Genomic DNA, 20,990 nt, shown 5'->3' with positions numbered 1-20,990 from the left:
CCCCGGCAACCGAAGGAGGAGCGCCATGACCACTGCCCTGATCACCCATCCCGATTGCCTGGGGCACGAACCGCCCGACAGCCATCCCGAACAGGTGGCCCGGCTGGAGCGGGTTCTGGCGGCGCTCAAAGACAAGGCCGTGACCCGTGTCACCGCCCCGCTGGTGGCCGAAGACGATCTGCTGCGCGTCCATCCCAAGCGCTATATCGAGGCAATTCGCGCCGCCGCCCCCGAAGAGGGTCTGATGCAGCTTGACGGCGACACATGGATGTCACCGGGCAGCCTCGCCGCGGCGCATCGCGGCGCGGGCGGGGCGATCCGCGGCGTCGATCTAGTGCTGATGGGCGAGGCGCAGAACGCCTTTGTCGCCACCCGCCCGCCGGGCCACCATGCCGAGCGTGAAACCCCGATGGGCTTTTGCCTCTTCGGCAATGTCGCGGCGGCGGCGAAACATGCGCTCGACCATCACGGGCTGGGCCGCGTCGCGGTAGTGGATTTCGACGTGCATCACGGCAACGGCACGCAGGACCTGCTGGAGGACGAACCGCGCGCGCTCTTCGTCTCTTCGCATCAGTTTCCGCTCTGGCCCGGCACCGGTGCCGCGCATGAGACCGGGCCGCATGACACCATCCTCAACGTACCACTCGCTCCGCGCTCGGGCGGCGAGGCGTTCCGCCGCGCCTATGAGGACACGGTGTTTCCCCGCCTGCGCGCCTTCAAGCCCGATCTGATCATCGTCTCCGCCGGCTTCGACGCGCATCGCGACGACCCGCTGGCGGAACTGATGCTCGAAACCGAGGATTTCGCCTGGATCACCGAACGGCTCTGCGATCTGGCGGATGAGCTCTGCGATGGCCGCCTCGTGAGCTGTCTTGAAGGCGGCTACAACCTGCGTGCCCTCACCGAGAGCGCGGCGGCACATGTCGATGTGCTGATCAAACGCGGTACCGCCTGAACGCAGCCCCCAAAAGGAACCCCGCGCCATGCGTGCCGGTCTGGCCCTGCTGTGCCTCGCCTATGTCCTGAGCTAGTTCTTCCGTGCCTTCCTCGCCGTGCTCAGCGGGCCGTTGACGCGCGATATCGGCACCACACCGGACGATCTGGCCGTTGCCTCGGGGCTGTGGTTCCTGATCTTCGCCGGCATGCAGATACCGGTGGGGTGGGCGCTTGACCGGATCGGCCCACGCCGCACTTCCGCCGTGCTACTGCTGATCGGCGGCGGCGGCGGGGCGGCACTCTTCGCGCTGGCCACGGCACTGCTGCATATAAGCCTCGCGATGGGGCTCATCGCGGTGGGCTGCTCGCCGGTGCTGATGGCGTCCTATTACATCTTCGCGCGACAGTTTCCGCCCGTACGTTTTACAACCCTCGCGGCGTTGATGCGGGGGTAGGGTCAAAAGGCAACCTGGTGGCCGCCTGGCCGATGGCCTGAGCGGCGGAAACCATCGGCTGGCGCGCAGCACTCTGGGTACTGGCGGGGGTGGCGGCGGTGATCGCACTCGGCATTCAGACCCTCGTGCGCGATCCCGAGGCGGTGACCGGCGAGCAGCGCGGCTCGATCCTCGACTTGCTGAAAATGCCCGCCCTCTGGGCGATCCTGCCGCTGATGTTCGTGGCCTACGCGCCCGCCGCGGCGCTGCGCGGGCTCTGGGCCGGGCCCTACCTGCGGGATGTCTTCGCGCTCGATACCGGGCAGGTCGGGCAGGCAATGCTGGTGATGGGGTTGGCGATGGTCGCGGGCACGCTCGCCTATGGCCCGCTCGACCGGGTATTCAAGGCCCGCAAATGGGTGATCTTCACCGGCAACCTGATCTGCGCGCTGGCGATCTTCGCACTGTTCGGCGCCGCATTGCTGGCCGGGCTGGTGGTCTATCTCTTCAGCCGCGACAACATGGGCTGACAACCCGCCCCTTTCACATCCCCCGCAATCCCTGTATGACCCGCACCGCAACCCCGATCAGGAGGCATGATACACATGGGTTACAGAATCGCCGTCGTTGGCGCCACGGGCAATGTGGGCCGCGAAATGCTGAACATCCTCGCCGAACGCGAGTTCCCGGTGGACGAGATCGCGGCCCTCGCCTCGCGCCGCTCGCTCGGCACCGAAGTCAGCTTTGGCGAGCGAACGCTCAAGACCCTTGATCTCGACACGTTCGATTTCACCGGCTGGGATATCGCGCTCTTCGCCATCGGCTCGGACGCGACCAAGATTTACGCGCCCAAAGCGGCCAAGGCGGGCTGTGTCGTGATCGACAACTCGTCGCTCTACCGCTACGACGCGGACGTGCCGCTGGTAGTGCCCGAGGTGAACCCCGAGGCGGTCGAGGGCTATGCCAAGAAGAACATCATCGCCAACCCCAACTGTTCCACCGCGCAGATGGTGGTGGCGCTGAAGCCGCTGCATGACCGCGCCCGGATCAAGCGCGTCGTCGTGTCGACCTACCAGTCGGTGTCGGGCTCGGGCAAGGACGGCATCGACGAACTGTGGGACCAGACCAAGGCTGTCTACAACCCGACCGACGATTATCAGGCCAAGGTCTATCCCAAGCAGATCGCCTTCAACGTGATCCCGCATATCGACGTGTTTCTCGAGGACGGCCAGACCAAGGAAGAATGGAAGATGGTCGCCGAAACCAAGAAGATTGTCGACCCCAAGATCAAGGTCACCGCAACCTGCGTGCGCGTGCCGGTGTTTGTCGGCCATGCCGAGGCGATCAATATCGAGTTCGAGGACCATCTCGACGAGGCCGAGGCGCGCGACATCCTGCGCGAGGCCCCAGGTATCATGGTGATCGACAAGCGCGAGGATGGCGGCTACGTCACACCCATCGAATGCGTCGGCGATTTCGCCACCTTCATCAGCCGCATCCGTCAGGACCCGACCATCGACAACGGCATAAACCTGTGGTGCGTCAGTGACAACCTGCGCAAGGGCGCGGCCCTCAACGCCGTGCAGATCGCCGAGACGCTCGGGGCAAGGGTGCTTAAAAAGGGCTGATCCGCCCTCAAAGCCGATCGATGCGGGCGCGTCCTCGGGCGCGCCCGTTTGCTGTTCGAGGCCGCGACGGAACCAGCGGCGGGGGTTTACATTGCCGGGCTGCTCGCGTCATCTGTCGCCGACAAAACCAGTCCCGGAGCCCCATGACCACCGCCACCGTTCAGCGTTCCAACCTGATCGGCGCCGCCTTTGCCTTGGCGGCGGTGATGTGCTTTTCGATCAACGATGTGGGGATCAAGTTTCTCTCGGATGCCTATGCCCTGCATCAGGTGGTGTTTATCCGCGCGCTGATCGGGCTCACGGCGTTCACCTGCTTCGTCATGCCGCTCGCCGGGGGGCCGCGCCTGTTGCGCACACGGCGGCCGGTGGTTCACCTGATCCGGGGGCTTTGCGTGGTCTCGGCCAACATGTGTCTCTTTCTGGGTCTGGCCGCGCTGCCGATTGCCGATGCCACCGCGATCTTCTTCGTCTCGCCGCTGGTGATCACCGTCTTTTCGGTCATCTTCCTCAAGGAGGTGGTCGGCCCCCGCCGCTGGGCCGCCATTTCGGTGGGCTTCGTCGGGGTTCTGGTGATCGTCAAGCCGGGCACCTCGGCGTTTCAACTGGCCTCGCTCCTGCCCATCGTGGCGGCGTTTCTCTATGCCACGCTGCACATGCTGACACGCAAGATCGGCGGCACCGAATCCGCGCCCACCATGGCCTTCTACATCCAGCTGACCTTTCTCATCGCCAGCACGATGATCGGGCTGGGGCTGGGCGACGGACGCTTTGCCGGGTCGGGGCACCCGTCGCTGGAATTCCTGTTTCGGGCATGGGTCTGGCCTCCGGTCGGGGATTATCCGATCTTCGCCATGCTGGGCATCTCCGGCATGCTGGGCGGGCTGTTCATTTCTCAGGCCTACCGCTTGTCCGAGGCGGCCTTCGCCGCACCGTTTGAATATGTCGCCATGCCGATGGCGATCATGTGGGGGGTGACGGTGTTCGGCACATGGCCCGATGCCACCGCCTGGATCGGCATTGCCCTGATTGTCGGCTCCGGTCTCTATCTGGTGTGGCGCGAGTCGGTGAAGGATGCAAGGCTGACACCCAAGACAAACCGATACCGACGCTAAACCGACGTGATACCGACGCAATACCGAGGAGGAAAAGATGAGCCTGACGATCATTCCATTCGCCGAAGGCGAGGCGCATCTCGATTGGCTGGGGCTCTGCGCGGCATTGCAGGCGGGGCACGATCTGCCCCGCGCCGAGATCGCCGACACCTTCCTCTATCGCGGCAAGGACACGCTTCTGAACCGCTCTGCCTGGATCGACGGAATGGGCATCGCGGTCAAATGCGCCACGATCTTTCCGGGCAATCCCGACAAGGGCGATCCGATGATCAACGGCGCGGTGAACCTCTATGACGACGCCAACGGGACACTGACAGCGCTGGTCGATTTCCACCTTGTCACCAAGTGGAAAACCGCCGGAGACAGCCTCTATGCCGCAACCCGCCTGGCCCGGCCCGACAGCGAAAATATCCTTATCGTTGGGGCGGGTACGGTGGGACGCTCGCTCTGGCAGGCCTATTCCGCCGCCTTTCCCAAGGCGCGTTTTACCGTCTGGAACCGTACCCGCGCCAATGCCGAAACCATGGCGGCGGAATGCGGCGGAATGGCCGTGGCCGACGACCTGGAAACCGCCGTGCGCGCCGCCGATATCGTCACCTCCGCCACCATGTCCACCGATCCGCTGATCAAGGGGGACTGGTTCCAGCCCGGCCAGCATATCGACCTGATCGGCGCCTACCGCCCCGACATGCGCGAGGTGGATGACGAGGCCCTGCGCCGCGCCAGGGTGTTTGTCGACAGCTATGACACCACTGTGGGTCATATCGGCGAGATCAGGATCCCGCTGGAAACGGGCGCGATCACCCGCGACCATCTGGTGGCGGACTACTATGAGCCCGAGACCTTTCACCGCCGGAGCGAGGATGAAATCACCCTTTTCAAGAACGGCGGCGGCGCGCATCTCGACCTCATGACCAGCCGCTATATCCTCGACGCCTGGCGGGCCGCGGGATGATCTGGCTCGGACTTCTGGCACTGGTTCTCGGCCTGCTTGCCGCAGCGCCCTTTCTGCGCGAGGCGGCCAAGCCCGTGATGGGTGACACCGCCCGCCGCCATGCGCCGGGCGAGTTCGCCAACCTCTCGCGCGGGCTCACGCATTACCGCTGGATGGGGGCCGCTCGCGGGCCAGTCGCGGTCTGCGTGCATGGTCTGACCACACCCTCCTTCGTCTGGCACGGGGTGGCGCGGGGGCTGGGGGCGATTGGCTTTCGCGTGCTGATTTATGATCTTTACGGGCGCGGCTACAGCGACCGTCCCGATGGCCCGCAAGACAGCGCCTTTTTCGTCACCCAATTGGAGGAATTGCTTGAGGATCAAGATGTTGATGGCGACATCACCCTGCTCGGCTATTCCATGGGCGGGGCCATCGCCACGGTCTTTGCGGCGCTTTACCCAGGGCGGATAAGGCAGATTGTGCTGATTGCCCCGGCGGGGCTTGGCCATGATCTCGGCCCCGTGGCGCGGGTCGTGTCACGCGGCAATATGATCGGTCGATGGCTTATGCGCGCGGTGTTCCCGCGCGTGTTCCGCCAGGGGTGCGAGGCCGAACGCCATCTGCCCAGCAGTGTCGAGGGCATCGTCGATCTGCAACAGGCCGAGTTGAACTATCGCGGCTTCGTGCCCGCAGTCGCGCGCTCGATGAGCGGAATGCTGTCCGAGAACCTGACCGAGGCGCATGGCGACATGGCCGAGGCCGGCGTGCCCGTGCTGGCGATCTGGGGGCGCGAGGACGCAATCATCCCGCTCAGCGCCATGGGGCGGCTTGCCCAGATCAACCGCAGCGCAAGGCAGGAGGTGATCGAGGGGGCAGGCCACGGCCTGACCTACACCCATACCGAGGCAGTTCTGCACGCGATGCGCGATCTGATGCGCCATGACCGATGACAGGTGGCGGTGCAGGCTTGCCATCGGGCACCTCGTCCTGCCATGTTCAGAATTCATGAAAGTTAAGTCCAGTTAACAAGAATTGATCAGGCCTGCGCATCTGTAACCGCCTCTCCGGCTTGCAATAAAACCCGTGTTAGGGCTAAGGGATAGCATGCAGATATACCTCCCCATAGCCGAGGTCTCGGTCGACGCCTTACTGCTTCTGGGATTGGGCGGGCTCGTGGGCGTGTTGTCGGGTATGTTCGGGGTCGGAGGCGGGTTCCTGTTGACGCCGCTTTTGTTCTTTATCGGCATTCCGCCCGCCGTCGCCGTCGCGACCGGGGCCAACCAGATCGTCGCCTCGTCCTTTTCCGGGGTGCTGGCCCATCTCAGGCGAAAGACGGTGGATCTCCGAATGGGCACGGTGCTCCTGATCGGCGGTCTGGTCGGGGCTGCCTTCGGGGTTGTGGTATTCAACTACCTCAAGTCGATGGGGCAGGTCGATCTGCTGGTCACGCTGTGCTACGTCGTCTTCCTCGGTATCGTCGGCGGCATGATGTTCTTCGAAAGCCTGCGTGCCATTCGCAACACCCGGCGCGGGGCAGCGCCCAAGCGCAAGAAACACGGATGGGTGCATGGCCTGCCCTTCAAGATGCGATTTCGCACCTCAGGCCTTTACATCTCGGTGATCCCGCCGCTTCTCGTGGGGGTAAGCGTCGGTATCCTCGCCGCGATCATGGGCGTCGGGGGCGGCTTTATCATGGTCCCCGCGATGATCTACCTGCTGGGGATGCCGACCAAGGTGGTGGTGGGCACCTCGCTGCTCCAGATCATTTTCGTCACCGCCTTTACCACGATGCTGCATGCGACCACGAACTTTACCGTCGATATCGCGCTTGCGGTTTTGCTGCTGGTGGGGGGCGTGATCGGCGCGCAGATCGGCACCACCATCGGCACGCGGATGAAGGCCGAGCAATTGCGTATCCTGCTGGCGATGATGGTGCTGGTGGTCTGTGGCAAGCTGGCCTTCGATCTGCTGGTGCAGCCTGCGGAACTTTATTCGCTCGGCGCGGCGGGGGGGCATTGATGCTCTGGCGTCTGACAGCCCTGCTGGTCCTTGCCGCCCTGCCTCTGCGCGCCGAAGAGGTGGTGCTGGGCCTGTCGAGCGACAAGGTGGCGATCACCGCGACCTTTGAAGGCTCGGCCATCCTGATCTTCGGCGCGGTCAAGCGCGAAGCCCCGATCCCCGAGACGCCGCTCGATGTGGTGATCTCGGTATCGGGGCCATCGCAGCCGGTGCAGGTCCGACGCAAGGACCGGCAATTCGGCATCTGGGTCAATACCGACATGGTCGATCTCGATGCCGCGCCGAGTTTCTATGCGGTGGCCACCACCGGGCCGCTCGACAAGGTGTTGTCCAATACCGAGGATCTGCGTCATCGCGTCTCGATCCCGCGCGCGATCCGCTCGGTGGGTGCCGCAAGCATGGCGCCCAATGTGGTTGTCGAGAATTTCACCGACGCGCTGATCCGGATCAAGCGCGATCAGGGTGCCTACCAGATGCGCGAAGGGGCGGTGGCCTTTGACGAGCAGACGCTCTTTCGCACAGCCATCTCCCTGCCCGCGAACCTGACCGAAGGGGCCTATCAAACCCGCATCTTCCTGACCCGCGAGGGCCGCGTCGTGTCGCAGTACCAGACCGTGATCGACGTGCGAAAGGTCGGGTTGGAACGTTGGCTTTTCGCCCTGTCGCGCGAACAGCCGATGCTCTACGGTCTGATGTCGCTAGCCATCGCCATCGCCGCCGGGTGGGGGGCCTCGGCGGCATTCCAGATGATGCGGCGCGGCTGAAATACACGCCCCAGCGGCCCGTCAGGCAGTTGCTCGCTCCGACCGATACCGCCGCCATTGCAGCACGAACACCGGCGACCAGAGCAGAAGGCCGAGCGCCATAGTCTGCACGCCCGGCGCGATGAAAAACAGCGACACCAGCCCGACCCACCAGCGCTCTGCCCGGCTCATCATCGCCAGAAAATAGCCGGAAAACGCCACGCCCAGCCCGGCAATGCCCAGCATCGCGCCCGTCAGGGTGATCGCGAAGGCCGCCCAGGTGAACCCCTCCGTCACGATCAGCAAGGCCGGCGAATAGACGAAGACGAACGGCACCAGCGCCTTGGCGATCCCGAGGCGGAAGGCGGTGTTGCCGGTGCGAAACGGATTGGCCCCGGCGATGCCCGCCGCCGCATAGGCGGCAAGCGCCACGGGTGGCGTGATGTCGGCCAGAACGCCGTAATAGAACACGAAGAAATGCGCGACCAGCGGCTCGACCTGCAACTGCGCCAGCGCCGGTGCAGCGACCGCGACAAGGATGATATAAGTCGCCGTGGTCGGAATTCCGGCCCCCATGATGATGCAAGAGATGGCGATCAGGATCAACGAGACGAAGAGCGCCCATTGCTGCACGGTGAAGACGCTGAGCGGCCACAGCGCGCTGAGCGTCGTGCCAAGATCGGTGGCGGTCTGCACCACGACATAGCCGAGGCGAAAGCCCACCCCGGTCAGGGTGACGACGCCCACGACCACACCGACCGTTGCGGCGGCAGCCCCCACCGCCAGCGTGTTACGCGCGCCATCGGCCAGCGCCTGCCACAGGTCACGCAGTGTCAGCCGGTTGACCGGATTGAGAAACCCCACGACGACGCAGGCGATGATGCCGTAGACGGCGGCGTAATCGGGCGTCTTGCCACTGAGGATAAGGTAGACGAGGATCGCCAGAGGAATGATCGACAGCCAGTGTTCGCGCAGCACCAGCCCCGCCTTGGGCAGTTCCTCGGCGCGCAGGCCGCGCAGGCCCAGCTTGCGGGCCTCCAGATGCACCATGATGAAGATGCCGAAATAATGCAGTAAGGCCGGGAAAAGCGCCGCCGCGAGAATGTCACGTAACGGGATTTCCAGGTATTCTACCATGATGAAGGCCGCCGCCCCGAGGATCGGCGGGGTGATCTGCCCGCCGGTCGAGGAGGTCGCCTCGACCGCGCCGGCGAAATGCGCCGGATAGCCTACCCGTTTCATTGCCGGAATGGTCAGCGCGCCGGTGGTCACTGTATTGGCGATCGAGGAGCCGGAGATCGTGCCCATGAAAGCCGAAGAGAAGATCGCCACCTTGGCAGGGCCGCCCGCATAACGTCCGGCGATCACCATGGCGAGGTCGATGAAGAGCTGGCCCAGCCCAATGCGGGTTGCCAGCACCCCGAAGAGGATGAACAGAAAGACATATTGCGCCATCACCCCGATCGCGATGCCGTAGATCCCCTGATTGGTCATGTAGAGATGATTGATCAGCCCCGGCCAACTTGCCCCGCCATGCTTGAGCGCGCCGGGGGCCCAGGGGCCGAAGATGGCGAAGCCGACGAACACCAGTGCGATGATCGGCAGGGTCGGCCCGACCGAGCGCCGCGTCGCCTCGAGCGTGAGCACCAGCAGCGCGGTGCCCATCAGCACATCGGTATCCGACGGGTTGCCGACACGGATCGAGACGACCTCGGGCGGCAGCAGCGGCAGGTAGATCGCCGCGCCCACGGCGAGCAGCGCGAAGAGGATGTCGAGCACCGGCACGCCGGAGACACGCAGCCATGCCGGGCCGCCGGACGCATCGCCGCGCCGCCACGAGAACAGCAGGAACACCAGACCGAGCACGAATGACAGGTGAATGCCCCGGTGCAGCAATTCGCGGATGAGGCCAAAGCCCGACGCGTAGAAATGATAGACCGACATGGCGACGAGACAGACCGAGATGAACAGCGCGATGCCACGCCCGGTTGGCCGAAAGGCCAGTTCAGGGTCGTATTTGCGCTCGATCTCGTGCAGCTCTTCGGCTGTCAGTTCGCGATCCGTATCGGGCTTGGGACGGGCAGCCATGCTATCGGTTCCGGGATAAGACGTGAAAAGAAACCCGGCCACCGTGGGGGTGACCGGGCCGCGTGTGCTCTACCGGGCGCTCACTCGATGAGCCCGGCTTCCTTGTAGAAACGTTCCGCGCCCTCATGCAGCGGCACGCCGATCCCGCTCAGCGCGGTCTCGGGGGTGATGGTCTTACCCTTGGCGTGACCCACATCCAGTAGTTTGCGGGAATTGTCGTTCCACAGCGCCTTGGTGATCTCGTAGATCAGGTCCGGATTTTCCTCGGCGGAGGTGAACCACTGCGCGCCGACGGCGACGGTTTCGGTTGCCGGGACGCCCTCATAGGTGCCCTCGGGGATCTCGCTTTGCGCGAAAAAGCCGTATTCGCCGGTCAGGTTATCAGCACCCTCGCCCGCGATCGGCACAAGCTTGATATCCTCGGCCGAGGCCAATTCCACCAGCGAGCCGGTCGGATAGCCCGCGACCACGAAGAAGGCGTCGATCTTGCCGTTGCGCAGCGCCTCGGAGGCGGCGTTGCCTTTGAGCGCCTCGGCGGTCACGTCATCGACCGACAGCCCGTTCGCTTCGAGAATGAGACCGGCATCGACATAGGTGCCCGAACCCGGCTCATCCAGCGAGACGCGCTTGCCCGCCAGATCCTTGACCGAATCGATGCCGCTGTCTGCGAGCGCCACGAGGTGGATATGCTCCTCAAAAAGCGCGGCGATGGTGCGCAGGTTCTCGGCGGGGGGCTGGCCCTCCATCGTGCCGGTGCCGGTATAGGCCCAATAGGCGACATCAGATTGGGCAAAGCCGGAATTGCGCAGCCCCGAGACGATGGCGTTCACATTGTCCACCGACCCGCGCGACGAGACCGCCGAGGCGATCAGCCCGTCGACGCCGCAGCTGCCACCCTCGTCGCAGGGCCGCGAGCCCGGCGGCTTGGAGATCGCGTTGGCGATGACACCGCCCACCGGATAATAGGTATAGGCTGTCCCGCCCGTTCCGATGGTGAAAAACTTGAGATCCTGCGCGATCGAAGCCGTCGCCAGACCGGCGACGAGCGCCGCGCCCGCAAGCACAATCCGCGCACCCCTTTTGAAACCGTCCATCTCTATCTCCCTGTTATAGGGGGCGTTTTCAGCCACGCCCCTGTTGTGAAACGGCAAGCCTGCGGCCTGCCCTGCCCGGACGTTATGGGAAGCGATGCGGCATGGCAACATGCCGCAGGGCTGTCCGCGTGATTTGCGGACAGCCCCGCAGCACTGGCCTCTCAACCGAGGTGATGCACCTCCTGCAACCCGTAGACGGGTGTTGCAATACCCTCCATCCGCGCCTTGAGTTGCAGCGCGAGGAACTGCGAGTAATGCCGCGACTGGTGCAGGTTACCGCCGTGGAACCACAGCGCCTCAGCTTGGGTGGGTTTCCACATGTTGCGCTGCTCACCCTCCCATGGGCCGGGGTCCTTGGTGGTGTCCGAGCCAAGCCCCCAGACCTTGCCGACGCGGTCGGCCATCGCCTGCCCCATCAGATCCGCGACCCAGCCGTTCATCGAATTGTAGCCGGTGGCATAAACGATCAGGTCGGCCTCGAGCTTCTCGCCGGTGTCGAGGAGCACGCCATCCTCGACCACCTCGGTCACCTGGCCCTTGGCCAGCTTCACCTCGCCGTCGATGATCAACTGGCTGGCACCCACGTCGATGTAATAGCCAGAGCCACGGCGCAGGTATTTCATGAAGAGACCAGAGCCGTCATCGCCCCAGTCGAGCCTGAAGCCTGCCTTCTCCAGCCCCTCGTAAAACTCCTTGTCGCGCTCTTTCATCTGCTCGTAGAGCGGGATCTGAAACTCGTGCATGATCCGGTAGGGCAGCGAGGCAAAGATCAGATCGGCCTTTTCCGTGGTCATGCCACCGCGCACCGCCTCTTCGGAATAGAGCGCACCGAGGCCGATATCCATCAGCGTGTCCGAGCGCACGATATGGGTCGACGAACGCTGCACCATGGTCACATCCGCGTCATGCTCCCAAAGCGCGGCACATATGTCATGCGCCGAATTGTTGGAGCCGATGACCACACATTTCTTGCCCGCATAGGCATCTGGGCCCGGGTGTTTCGAGGAATGATGCTGGTCGCCCTTGAACCTCTCCATGCCCGGAAACTCCGGCATGCGCGGCTTGCCCGACATGCCGGTAGCCATGACAAGCTGACGGGGGCGCAGCGTCACCTCTTCGCCGTCGCGATCCACGACGATGCTCCATTCGCCCGCCTCCGCGTCGTAGCTGGCCGATTTCGCCTCGCTCCGGGTCCAGTAATTGAGTTCCATCACCTTGGTGTACATTTCCAGCCAGTCGCCGATCTTGTCCTTGGGGGCAAAGACCGGCCAAGTGTCGGGAAACTTGATATAGGGCAGATGGTCGTACCAGACCGGATCATGCAGACAGAGCGATTTGTAGCGCCGCCGCCAGCTGTCGCCGGGGCGGTCGTTCTTTTCCACGATGATGGTGGGCACACCCAGTTGCCGAAGCCGCGCGCCAAGCGCGATGCCGCCCTGCCCGCCGCCGATGATCACGGTATGGGGCTGTGTCTCGTAACCAAGCGTTGCCGCCTCGTGTTCGCGCTCTTCCTTCCAGGTCGCCTGATTCTTGCCCGCGCCATGCTTGGCCCCGAGCGGGCGGTCAAAGCCCTTGGCCTCTTCATGACCCTTCAACTCGACCATCGTAGTGAGCAGCGTCCAGATTCGGCCGTCCCTGAGCCGGATCAGACCATAGCCGCGCGCCACCTCGGTCTCGAACTCAATCCAGGCGGTAGTCACACCATCGGCCTCGTCGGGCACCTCGCCTGTCGCGATTTTCCAGCCGCGCGGCTTGGTGGTGGCCAACTGATGGCGCAGCATGTCCTCGACCTGATCCTTGCCCTCCACGGTCTTGAGGTTCCAGGTGAAACTCACAAGATCGCGCCAGTAGCACTCCTCCTGAAACATGTCGCGCACGGCGGCGATATCACCGGCCTCAAGCGCCTTGTCGAAATTGTCCAGAAATGCCTGCGTCTGATCGACCACAGTTGAATCGAGCATGTCATCCTCCCTTGGTTACGGTTCTCCCGCCGGAAAGCTGACACGCGCCACGCGGCCCTGACCATGATTTTCTGGTGGACGTAGCGCGAATTCCTTGCCAAACGGCGCGCGACGTTGCGCACGCAACAGCGCGCAACAGACCGCCTGCACCCCACGCCGGACACATCACGCCGCAGCTCTTGACTTGATTTCTGCGCGGCAACGCGCTCACATGGGCGTGACAGAACGGAACGCGGTTTGCGTTCCGTCGATGAACACCTACATCTAAGCGATAGCTGACGCGCGCGGCGTGCCGCGTTTCATACCAACCAAAGGAGATATTGGCGTGAACCTCCCGATGATATCCGCAACGCGAGGCCCGGCAACCCCGGTTCGAGCGCTGTGGCTGATGGCGCTCGTGCTGGGCCTGCTTCTGGCGCAGGCCATCGCTGCACAGGCCCGTCCCGAAAGCTTTGCCGATCTGGCCGACAAGGTCAGCCCCTCAGTTGTCAACATCACCACCTCGACCGTCGTCGAGCGCGGCACCGGCCCCGCGCCCATGGTGCCCGAAGGCTCTCCCTTCGAGGATTTCTTCGAACAGTTTCGCGACCGCATGGGAGAGGGTGACCGGCCCCGGCGCTCATCGGCACTCGGCTCGGGCTTTGTCATTTCCGAGGACGGCTATGTGGTGACCAACAACCACGTGATCGAGGCGGCCGACGAAATCAATATCGAGTTTTTCTCGGGCGAGATGTTGCCTGCCGAAGTCGTCGGCACTGATCCCAAAACCGATATCGCGCTGCTCAAGGTCAAGACCGACAAGCCGCTGCCCTTCGTCAGTTTCGGGGACAGCGACACCGCGCGGGTCGGTGACTGGGTGCTGGCCATGGGCAACCCGCTCGGTCAGGGCTTTTCGCTCTCGGCGGGTATCGTCTCGGCGCGCAACCGGGCGCTCTCGGGCACCTATGACGACTACATCCAGACCGACGCGGCCATCAACCGGGGCAACTCGGGCGGCCCGCTCTTCAACCTCGACGGCGAGGTCGTGGGCGTCAACACCGCAATCCTCAGCCCCACCGGCGGCTCGATCGGGATCGGCTTTTCGATGGCCTCTAACGTGGTCAAGCGCGTGGTCGATCAGCTTCAGGAGTTCGGCGAGACACGACGCGGCTGGCTGGGTGTGCGCATCCAGGACGTAACCGATGACGTGGCCGAGGCGATGGGGCTTGAGAAAGCCGCGGGCGCACTTGTCACGGATGTGCCCGAAGGACCCGCCGCCGAGGCGGGCATGCTGGCCGGTGACGTGATCGTCTCGTTCGACGGCAAGGAGGTCGAGGATACCCGCGGTCTCGTACGCCAGGTGGGTAATACAGCCGTGGGCAAGGCCGTGCGCGTGGTCGTGTTCCGCGACGGCAAGACTACGACACTCAAGGTTACGCTGGGCCGCCGCGAAGAGGCCGAGAACGCGATCCCGGTGGCTCAGCCCGGCGAGGATCCGTCCGAGGAACCGCAGCAAAAGGACATCTTCGGCCTGACCATTCAGCCGCTTGATGACGAGTTGCGTGCCCAACTGGAACTCGACAGCGACACGACCGGGCTGGTCGTATCGGATGTGGACGAGTTGTCGGAGGCCTATGAAAAGGGCCTGCGCGCCGGTGACGTGATCACCGAGGCCGGGCAGCAGAAGATCGCCTCGATCGGCGATCTCGACGACCGCATCGCCGAGGCGCGCGAGGCAGGGCGCAAATCGCTCCTGCTACTGGTCCGCCGCGCTGGTGAGCCGCGCTTTGTCGCGCTGACACTCGAAGACAGCTAATGCCGGGCGGATAAATCTTCAAAGGGGCACCCCCGACGGTGCCCCTTTTCATGTCCGGGCATAGCATCTGCGCGATGCAGGCTTCGCACAACCTGAAGGATCGGCTATCAAGGCCGCGCAACCCTATTGGTTTCCCGGAGTATCAGATGAGAGTTTTGCGTGTTGTGTTGATCGGGATCGTCGGTGGCGCGCTTGCGCTTGTCGTCGCGGCGCTGTTGCTGGTACCAACGACCGAACAGGCAACGCCTGTCTCCAAACAGGCAACGGCCCCCGAGATACGTCCCGGCACGCTGGTCGAACGGCGACGTGGCTTTCTGACGCCCGCGATGCCGGGTAAGTTCGACTATAGCCCCTCCGCCGAGATCACACGACAGAGCACCCGGTATCAAAGCGACGGCCTATTCTGGCACGCCCTCGTGCCCCCCGGCGAAGCGGCGGCCCCGGTGGTCGTGCTGTTGCACGGGGCCAATCGCGACGGCCTGTCGATGCTCGACATGTGGCAACGGGTCGGGCGCACACGTTCGGTGGTGCTGATCGCCCCGGATGCGCCGGGCCAGACCTGGGCGGCAAAGGACATCACGGCACCGCGCATCGCGGCCATGCTCGACACCGTCGCCGCGACGCGGCCCATCGACCGCGCGCATGTCTACCTGTTCGGTCACTCGGCCGGGGCAAACTACGCCGCCCTGCTCGTCAATCGCGGCATTGGTCCCTGGCGCGCGGCTGCGCTGCACGGCGGCTATGGTCCGCCCGATCAGTATCGCCCCACGCCCGAGGCGCCCCCGCTGCGGCTCTATCTCGGCGAGCGCGATCACATCTTCTCGGTGGAAGGCGCGCAGGCGGCAGCGGCGGCGCTTGTGGCGGCAGGGCACGACACGGAATTGCACCTCATCCCCGATCACACCCATTGGTTCTACGAAATCGGCCCCAACCTCGCCGCCGACGCCTGGGGCTGGTTCGACAGCCTTGACGGTCCCTCCTGATCCGCGACGTCAGGGCAGCGCGGGGAAATCCATCAACGCGGTGTCCTTGCGCAGATAGAGCGGATGCTTGGCCGATCCGTCCTTGTTCAGCCCAAGGCATTTGAGCGGTCGACCGGTTTCGGCAATCGCGCGCAAGGCCTCATTCACCATGCCCGCGTAACGCGCGTGCAGCTTGCCATAGGCCATCACCACGCAGTCCGCCTCTTGCGCCATCGCCACCAGCGCGGGGATATTCGCCGCACTGCACGCCAGCGCCGGATCGGGCGGCAGATCACGCGGCGAGGTGGCGCGCCAGTCCAGCACATTGCCCTTGAGGTAGCGGGTAAAGCCCCAGTCGCGGGCGAACATCAACTCGCGGTGGCAGGTCGGGTCCGACACCTCCGCCCCGGCCACCGACGGGTTCATCCCCACGAAAAGTACCGCGCGCGCGGCATCGCCCGCAGGCGTCCAGTCGCGGGTCAGCGCCTGCCGATAGCGCCCGCAGTCAGAAAACGTCGCCCCGCCGATCACCCCGTCGGGCAGGCGCAGCCGCACCTTGCCGCCCGGATCATGCAGATGATCGGGGGCATTTGCGGTCATTGATTGAACACCCGGCTCGGGTGCAACTCGCCCGCCTTGAAGCGGCCCACGGCAACCGCGCGCCCGTCCTGCGCGGCCCAGCATTCCTCGCCATACTCCACGTCACTTGCGAACACCATGCCGGGGTTGCCGTTACGCAGCCGCGCCGCGCCCTCTTGTGTGGCGGTGACCATAGGCAGGTCGCTCAACCCCTCTTCCAAGGGTCGCAGATACGTGTCGAGATCGGGGGACTGCGCCATCGCCTCGATTTGCTCAATGCTCAGCCCGCCTTCGGCCTCGAACGGGCCCGACCAGACCCGCCGCAGCGCCACGACATGCCCGTGACAGCCAAGCGCCTCGCCCAGGTCGCGGGCGACCGAGCGCACGTAACCACCCTTGCCGCAGACCATCTCCAGCACCGCGTGATCGGCATCCGGCCGGTCCACGAGCAGCAGCTCCTCCACCCAGAGCGGCCGTGCGGCGACCTCGAATGTCTCGCCCTCGCGGGCCAGTTTATAGGCGCGCTGCCCGTCGATCTTGACGGCGGAATAGCGCGGCGGCACCTGCATGATGTCGCCGACAAAGCCGCCAAGCAAAGCTTTGATCTCATCATCCGTGGGGCGCGCGTCGCTGGTGGCGATCACCTCGCCCTCGGCATCGTCGGTATTGGTGGCCTGCCCCAGCCGGATGGTGAATTCATAGGCCTTGAGCGCGTCGGTGATATAGGGAACGGTCTTGGTCGCCTCGCCAAGCGCCACCGCCAGAACACCGGTCGCGTCGGGGTCGAGCGTGCCGGCATGGCCCGCCTTCTTCGCCTGGAGCGCCCATTTCACCTTGTTCACGACGCTGGTTGAGGTCATGCCCGCAGGCTTGTCCACCACCAGCCACCCGTTTACGTCGCGCCCCTTGCGTTTGCGTGCCATCTGCGGCCTTTTCCTGCTTTTGAACGAAGCGCAGGGCTAATCCAGCGGGGTCTCCGCGTCAACCACAAGCCCCACCATCGGCCCGAGCGGAAACCCGAGGTCGTTGCGGCCGAGCCGGGGCGCGTATAGCCGCGACACCTTGCCATCGAAATAGAGCGCCTGATCGGCGCCCAGATGATCGCGGAACACCCGGGCGAAGCGATGGAAATTCACCGGCCTGTCAGAGATCACAAACCATGCCCGCCCGTCGTCGGACGTGCCCACGCCGTTGCGAATATACCGGCTGTCACTATGCTTCAGAAACCGCGGATGCAGTGCGCCGTCAATCACCAGCATCGGGCCGGATTGGCTGGCATGACGGCAATCGGGGCGCTCCTGCGCATAGCGCAGCGTCTCGATTACCTCCGCGCGCCCGTCGCGCAGGCAAAAGACCCCATTGGGCAACAGCCCGAAATTCCCCGGCCCCTCACGGGTGACAAGCGGTGCGGCCTCCTGCCCCTCTTCGATATAGAGCCCCACGGGGCTTCGATCCGAATGATACATCCCGGCATTCATCGCAAAGCCAAGACGCTTGCCCTCGCGCGCAAGCTGCCGGTCGATGCTGGCGAAACTGCCAAGCGGCACGCCGCTCTCGGCCTCATTGAGGAACAGCCGCAGATCGGCCTCCGCCTCGACCGCGCAGATCACATAGCCCTGTCCTTCGACTTGCTCCGCCCGGCACTCCGCCACCGCGGGAGCCGCCAACAAACAGGCCGCGAGGGCCGCGCAGAGCCTAGTCCTCAACATCCCGGCGCACCTCGTCCTGCTCGAACAGCCTGCGCGTCTCGTCGATCTGATCGAAGGTCTCATCAAGCCGAAAGCGCAGGTCGGGGGTGAACTTGAGCCCTGCCTTGCGCCCGATGATCCGGCGCAGCTCGGCCTTGTTGCGCGCCAGCAATTCGATCACCTCGCCCTGCCCGCTTCCACCCAATGGCATGACATAGGCGGTCGCGATCTTGAGATCGGGCGAGGTGCGCACCTCGCCCACGGTGACCGACAGGCGGTTGAGATCGGGATCGTGGATATCGCCCCGCATCAGAACATCCGAGAGCGTCCTGCGGATGAGTTCTCCGACGCGGAGTTGACGTTGCGAGGGCCCGGGCCCGTCATTGAATTTATTCTTGGCCATGTCTCGCATCTAATCGCTGTGCCCGCGCATTCCAAGCGCGGATTTCGGGAGTCGGCAAAATCCCTCAGACGGCTCCCGCCCTCTAAACACGTACCATGCCGCGCCCGCCTGCCCCGGCGCGCCGCAAGATGACCGAAAGCCGGGCAAAGCTGTTGGCGATACCCTTGCTCTCGGGCTCGGCGAGAAAGGCGTCTAGCTCGGGCCATATCTTTACGGCCTGATCTAGATCGGGATCGCTGCCCTCGACATAGAGCCCGGCTCGGATCATCGTTTCTGACCGGGCATACCGCCCGAGCAGCGCGCGCGCCTGTGACAACTGGGCGTTCTCCTCGTCGCTCGCTGCCCCGGGCAGGCTGCGCGACACCGAGCGCAGCAGGTCGATCGCTGGAAACCGCCCGCGCTCGGCGATTTGCCGATCGAGCACGACATGCCCGTCGAGCACACCGCGCAGGATGTCGGCCACGGGTTCCTCCATGTCGGAACCGGCCACGAGCACGGTCAGAAGCGCGGTGATGTCGCCCGCGTCGTTCGTATCGCCCGGCCCGGCGCGTTCGCACAACGACATGATCGTATGCGCCGTCGAGGCCGGAAAGCCGCGCAGCGCCGGCAGTTCCCCCGCCGCGGTGGCAATCTCGCGATGTGCCTCGGCGAAGCGGGTGACCGAATCGGCAAGGAACAAGACCTGCTTACCCGCATCGCGGAAATGCTCTGCGACCCCCATCGCCGTCCAGGCACAACGGCGGCGCACCAACGGCGACCGATCCGAAGTCGCCGCGACGATCACAGCGCGCGCCATCCCCTCGGGGCCCAGCACGTCGCGCACGAAATCACCAAGCTCGCGCCCGCGCTCGCCGATCAGCGCGACGACCACGACATCGGCCTGCATATGCCGCGCAAGGTGGCCCAGCAGCATGGATTTGCCGACCCCCGACCCGGCAAAAAGCCCGAGCCGCTGACCACGCACCACCGGCAGGAACGTGTTGAACACCGCCATACCCGTCTCCAGCCGCGCGCCAAGCGCCCGACGGCGCGCCGGTGCGGGTGGATCGGCGCGGATCGGGCGAGCCCGCATCCCGCGCAGCAGCGGACGACCGTCGAGCGGCTGGCCAAAGGGGTCGATCACCCGCCCGATCCAACCCGCCGAGGGGGCGATGGTGGCAGCCCCGAGCAGGGTCACCCGATCGCCGAGCGCCACGCCCTCCGCCGCCTCTTCTGGCAGAACCAGAACCGCCGCCTGTTGCAGTTGCAGCACCTCGCCATGCAACACGGCCCCGGCCCGGGTCTGGATCCGAACCCGATCCCCGAGGCGCGCGGCGCGGGACAGGCCCGAAACATGCAATGCCCCGCCCTGCACCGCCGTCACGCGGCCAATCGGGTGCGTGGCGTTGAGCGCCGACAATTCGGCCCTGAGGCCCTCAAGCTGATTTCCGGTCATCCGTACGTTCCAATCATTGTCTGAAAACAATTTCTAAAGGAATCAGGGTTAAGCCTTGATTGAAGCCAATCGAGGGAGAAGCCCCGATGTTTGAAAATCTCGACATCTTTCGCATGTCGCATGCGATGGCCCGCCATGCCGGGGCGCGTCAGGCCGTGGTCGCGCAGAACATGGCCAATGCCGACACGCCGGGCTACGCGGCCCGCGACATCGCGCCATTCGCCGCGCTCTATGAAACCGGCGGGCAAGCCACGGCACCGCGTGCAACACGGCCCGGGCATTTGCTCGGCGACGGACCGGGCAGGTTCGAGCCCATCCGCGACGACGCGGCGACGCAAGATCCCAATGGCAACTCCGTTTCCCTGGAAACCGAAATGCTGCGTGCCATCGACGTGCAGCGCCAGCACAGCCGAGCCCTCGCGATCTACCGCTCGTCGCTGACCGTGCTGCGTACCGCATTGGGACGCGGATAAGGAGGATTAGAATGAGCGAGTTTTCCAAGGCCCTCTCGGTGTCGTCCAGCGGCCTGCAGGCACAGGCCCAGCGCTTGCAGCATGTCTCCGAGAATATCGCCAATGCCGACACACCCGGCTACCGGCGCAAGACCGTAGCCTTCGAGACCGCGCTCGGCCTGCGCGACGCGGTCGGCACGGTCGAGACCGGACCGGTGCGCCTCGATCGCAGCGAACTGCAGCGCGTCTACGACCCTGGACATCCGCTCGCCGATGAGAGCGGGCATTTCGACGGCTCCAATGTCGATCTTATGATCGAGATCGCGGACGCTCGCGAGGCGCAACGCAGCTACGAGGCCAATCTCAAAATGTTCGATCAGACGCGGCAGATGTCGTCGCGATTGATGGAATTGCTCAGACGTTAACCCGCAATACAGGAGATCCAGAATGGATATCAGCGCAGTCAACGCCGCCCGACAATACGCCGCCACCCGCCCGGCCACCGAACCGCAGGAGGCGGGGGCCGCCTTTCAGGGACTCGCCCGGGATTTTGCCGCCACGCTGCAACAAAGCGAAGACCTCGCCCAGGCGTCGATGACCGGCGGCGCGGATCCGCATGCGCTGGTGCAGGCGCTCGCCCAGACCGAGCTTGCGGTCGAGGCGGCGGTCACGGTGCGCGACCGCGTGGTCGAGGCCTATCAGGAAATCCTGCGGATGCCGGTCTAGG

General features: G+C 64.7%; 20 protein-coding genes and 1 pseudogene. 13 read left to right on the top strand and 8 right to left on the bottom strand.

Annotation, left to right across the window (positions count from 1 at the left end):
* Positions 1-25 precede the first annotated feature (25 nt).
* The 8 genes and pseudogenes from BHD06_RS17425 (at position 26) to BHD06_RS17390 (ending at position 7,827) form a co-directional block, all read left to right on the top strand.
* On the top strand, positions 26-955 hold the full coding sequence (locus tag BHD06_RS17425; RefSeq protein ID WP_080458257.1) for a histone deacetylase family protein: 930 nt from the start codon (positions 26-28) through the stop codon (positions 953-955).
* A 28-nt stretch (positions 956-983) separates the two neighbouring features.
* A pseudogene (locus BHD06_RS17420) lies at positions 984-1,837 on the top strand (MFS transporter); the annotation flags it as partial.
* A 138-nt stretch (positions 1,838-1,975) separates the two neighbouring features.
* Positions 1,976-2,998, top strand: a complete 1,023-nt coding sequence (locus tag BHD06_RS17415; protein ID WP_080458256.1) for an aspartate-semialdehyde dehydrogenase — start codon at positions 1,976-1,978, stop codon at positions 2,996-2,998.
* 143 nt (positions 2,999-3,141) lie between these two features.
* Positions 3,142-4,110, top strand: coding sequence for a DMT family transporter (locus BHD06_RS17410; RefSeq protein WP_080458255.1), 969 nt, complete (start codon positions 3,142-3,144; stop codon positions 4,108-4,110).
* Positions 4,111-4,147: 37 nt separating this feature from the next.
* Complete coding sequence (locus tag BHD06_RS17405) at positions 4,148-5,065, top strand: ornithine cyclodeaminase family protein (RefSeq protein WP_080458254.1); 918 nt, start codon at positions 4,148-4,150, stop codon at positions 5,063-5,065.
* Positions 5,062-5,994 (top strand): alpha/beta fold hydrolase, encoded by a 933-nt coding sequence (locus BHD06_RS17400; RefSeq protein ID WP_080458253.1) that lies wholly within the window; start codon positions 5,062-5,064, stop codon positions 5,992-5,994. Before BHD06_RS17405 ends, BHD06_RS17400 begins: the two co-directional genes overlap by 4 nt.
* Positions 5,995-6,148: 154 nt before the next feature.
* Positions 6,149-7,063: a sulfite exporter TauE/SafE family protein gene (locus tag BHD06_RS17395; RefSeq protein ID WP_080458252.1), complete on the top strand. Its 915-nt coding sequence runs from the start codon at positions 6,149-6,151 to the stop codon at positions 7,061-7,063.
* Entirely contained in the window at positions 7,063-7,827 is a 765-nt protein-coding gene (locus BHD06_RS17390) for a TIGR02186 family protein (RefSeq protein WP_080458251.1), read from the top strand. Before BHD06_RS17395 ends, BHD06_RS17390 begins: the two co-directional genes overlap by 1 nt.
* Before the next feature lie 21 nt (positions 7,828-7,848).
* Here the strand turns inward: BHD06_RS17390 and BHD06_RS17385 are convergent, their stop codons facing one another.
* The 3 genes from BHD06_RS17385 to BHD06_RS17375 form a co-directional block, all read right to left on the bottom strand.
* Complete coding sequence (locus BHD06_RS17385) at positions 7,849-9,894, bottom strand: TRAP transporter permease (protein ID WP_080458250.1); 2,046 nt, start codon at positions 9,892-9,894, stop codon at positions 7,849-7,851.
* An 80-nt stretch (positions 9,895-9,974) separates the two neighbouring features.
* Entirely contained in the window at positions 9,975-10,988 is a 1,014-nt protein-coding gene (locus BHD06_RS17380; protein WP_080458249.1) for a TAXI family TRAP transporter solute-binding subunit, read from the bottom strand.
* Positions 10,989-11,149: 161 nt separating this feature from the next.
* Positions 11,150-12,949 carry an NAD(P)/FAD-dependent oxidoreductase gene (locus BHD06_RS17375; RefSeq protein ID WP_080458248.1) on the bottom strand — a complete coding sequence of 600 codons (1,800 nt, stop codon included), beginning with the start codon at positions 12,947-12,949 and terminating at the stop codon, positions 11,150-11,152.
* Between the two features lie 388 nt (positions 12,950-13,337).
* On the opposite strand from BHD06_RS17375, the gene BHD06_RS17370 reads away from it, so the two are divergent.
* Complete coding sequence (locus tag BHD06_RS17370) at positions 13,338-14,744, top strand: DegQ family serine endoprotease (protein ID WP_139784780.1); 1,407 nt, start codon at positions 13,338-13,340, stop codon at positions 14,742-14,744.
* A gap of 146 nt (positions 14,745-14,890) precedes the next feature.
* Positions 14,891-15,727 (top strand): alpha/beta hydrolase, encoded by an 837-nt coding sequence (locus BHD06_RS17365; RefSeq protein ID WP_176214391.1) that lies wholly within the window; start codon positions 14,891-14,893, stop codon positions 15,725-15,727.
* 9 nt (positions 15,728-15,736) lie between these two features.
* Here BHD06_RS17365 and BHD06_RS17360 read toward each other — a convergent pair whose 3' ends face one another.
* The 5 genes from BHD06_RS17360 to BHD06_RS17340 all read right to left on the bottom strand — a co-directional run bounded on the left by BHD06_RS17360 (position 15,737) and on the right by BHD06_RS17340 (position 19,811).
* Positions 15,737-16,306 carry a DUF1643 domain-containing protein gene (locus tag BHD06_RS17360; RefSeq protein ID WP_080458245.1) on the bottom strand — a complete coding sequence of 190 codons (570 nt, stop codon included), beginning with the start codon at positions 16,304-16,306 and terminating at the stop codon, positions 15,737-15,739.
* Entirely contained in the window at positions 16,303-17,208 is a 906-nt protein-coding gene (gene truB / locus BHD06_RS17355) for a tRNA pseudouridine(55) synthase TruB (protein ID WP_080458244.1), read from the bottom strand. Before truB ends, BHD06_RS17360 begins: the two co-directional genes overlap by 4 nt.
* A gap of 36 nt (positions 17,209-17,244) precedes the next feature.
* Entirely contained in the window at positions 17,245-17,994 is a 750-nt protein-coding gene (locus tag BHD06_RS17350) for a phosphodiester glycosidase family protein (RefSeq protein WP_080458243.1), read from the bottom strand.
* Positions 17,981-18,376, bottom strand: a complete 396-nt coding sequence (gene rbfA / locus BHD06_RS17345; RefSeq protein WP_080458242.1) for a 30S ribosome-binding factor RbfA — start codon at positions 18,374-18,376, stop codon at positions 17,981-17,983. Before rbfA ends, BHD06_RS17350 begins: the two co-directional genes overlap by 14 nt.
* Before the next feature lie 82 nt (positions 18,377-18,458).
* A complete protein-coding gene (locus BHD06_RS17340) occupies positions 18,459-19,811 on the bottom strand; it encodes a FliI/YscN family ATPase (RefSeq protein ID WP_080458241.1) in 1,353 nt (450 codons plus the stop codon).
* Positions 19,812-19,897: 86 nt separating this feature from the next.
* Between BHD06_RS17340 and BHD06_RS17335 the strand changes: the two genes are divergently transcribed.
* From BHD06_RS17335 to fliE, 3 genes are read left to right on the top strand one after another with little or no spacing between them, the layout of a single operon-like run.
* Entirely contained in the window at positions 19,898-20,284 is a 387-nt protein-coding gene (locus BHD06_RS17335; RefSeq protein ID WP_176214390.1) for a FlgB family protein, read from the top strand.
* An 11-nt stretch (positions 20,285-20,295) separates the two neighbouring features.
* Positions 20,296-20,688: a flagellar basal body rod protein FlgC gene (flgC, locus tag BHD06_RS17330; RefSeq protein ID WP_080458239.1), complete on the top strand. Its 393-nt coding sequence runs from the start codon at positions 20,296-20,298 to the stop codon at positions 20,686-20,688.
* A gap of 22 nt (positions 20,689-20,710) precedes the next feature.
* Complete coding sequence (gene fliE, locus BHD06_RS17325) at positions 20,711-20,989, top strand: flagellar hook-basal body complex protein FliE (RefSeq protein WP_080458238.1); 279 nt, start codon at positions 20,711-20,713, stop codon at positions 20,987-20,989.
* Position 20,990 lies beyond the last annotated feature (1 nt).

The organism is Roseovarius sp. A-2 (genome assembly GCF_002072155.1).
In the GTDB taxonomy this organism is placed as follows: Bacteria; Pseudomonadota; Alphaproteobacteria; order Rhodobacterales; family Rhodobacteraceae; genus Roseovarius.
Note: the sequence above shows the minus strand (reverse complement) of the source record. Positions and strands in the feature narration are given on the sequence as shown.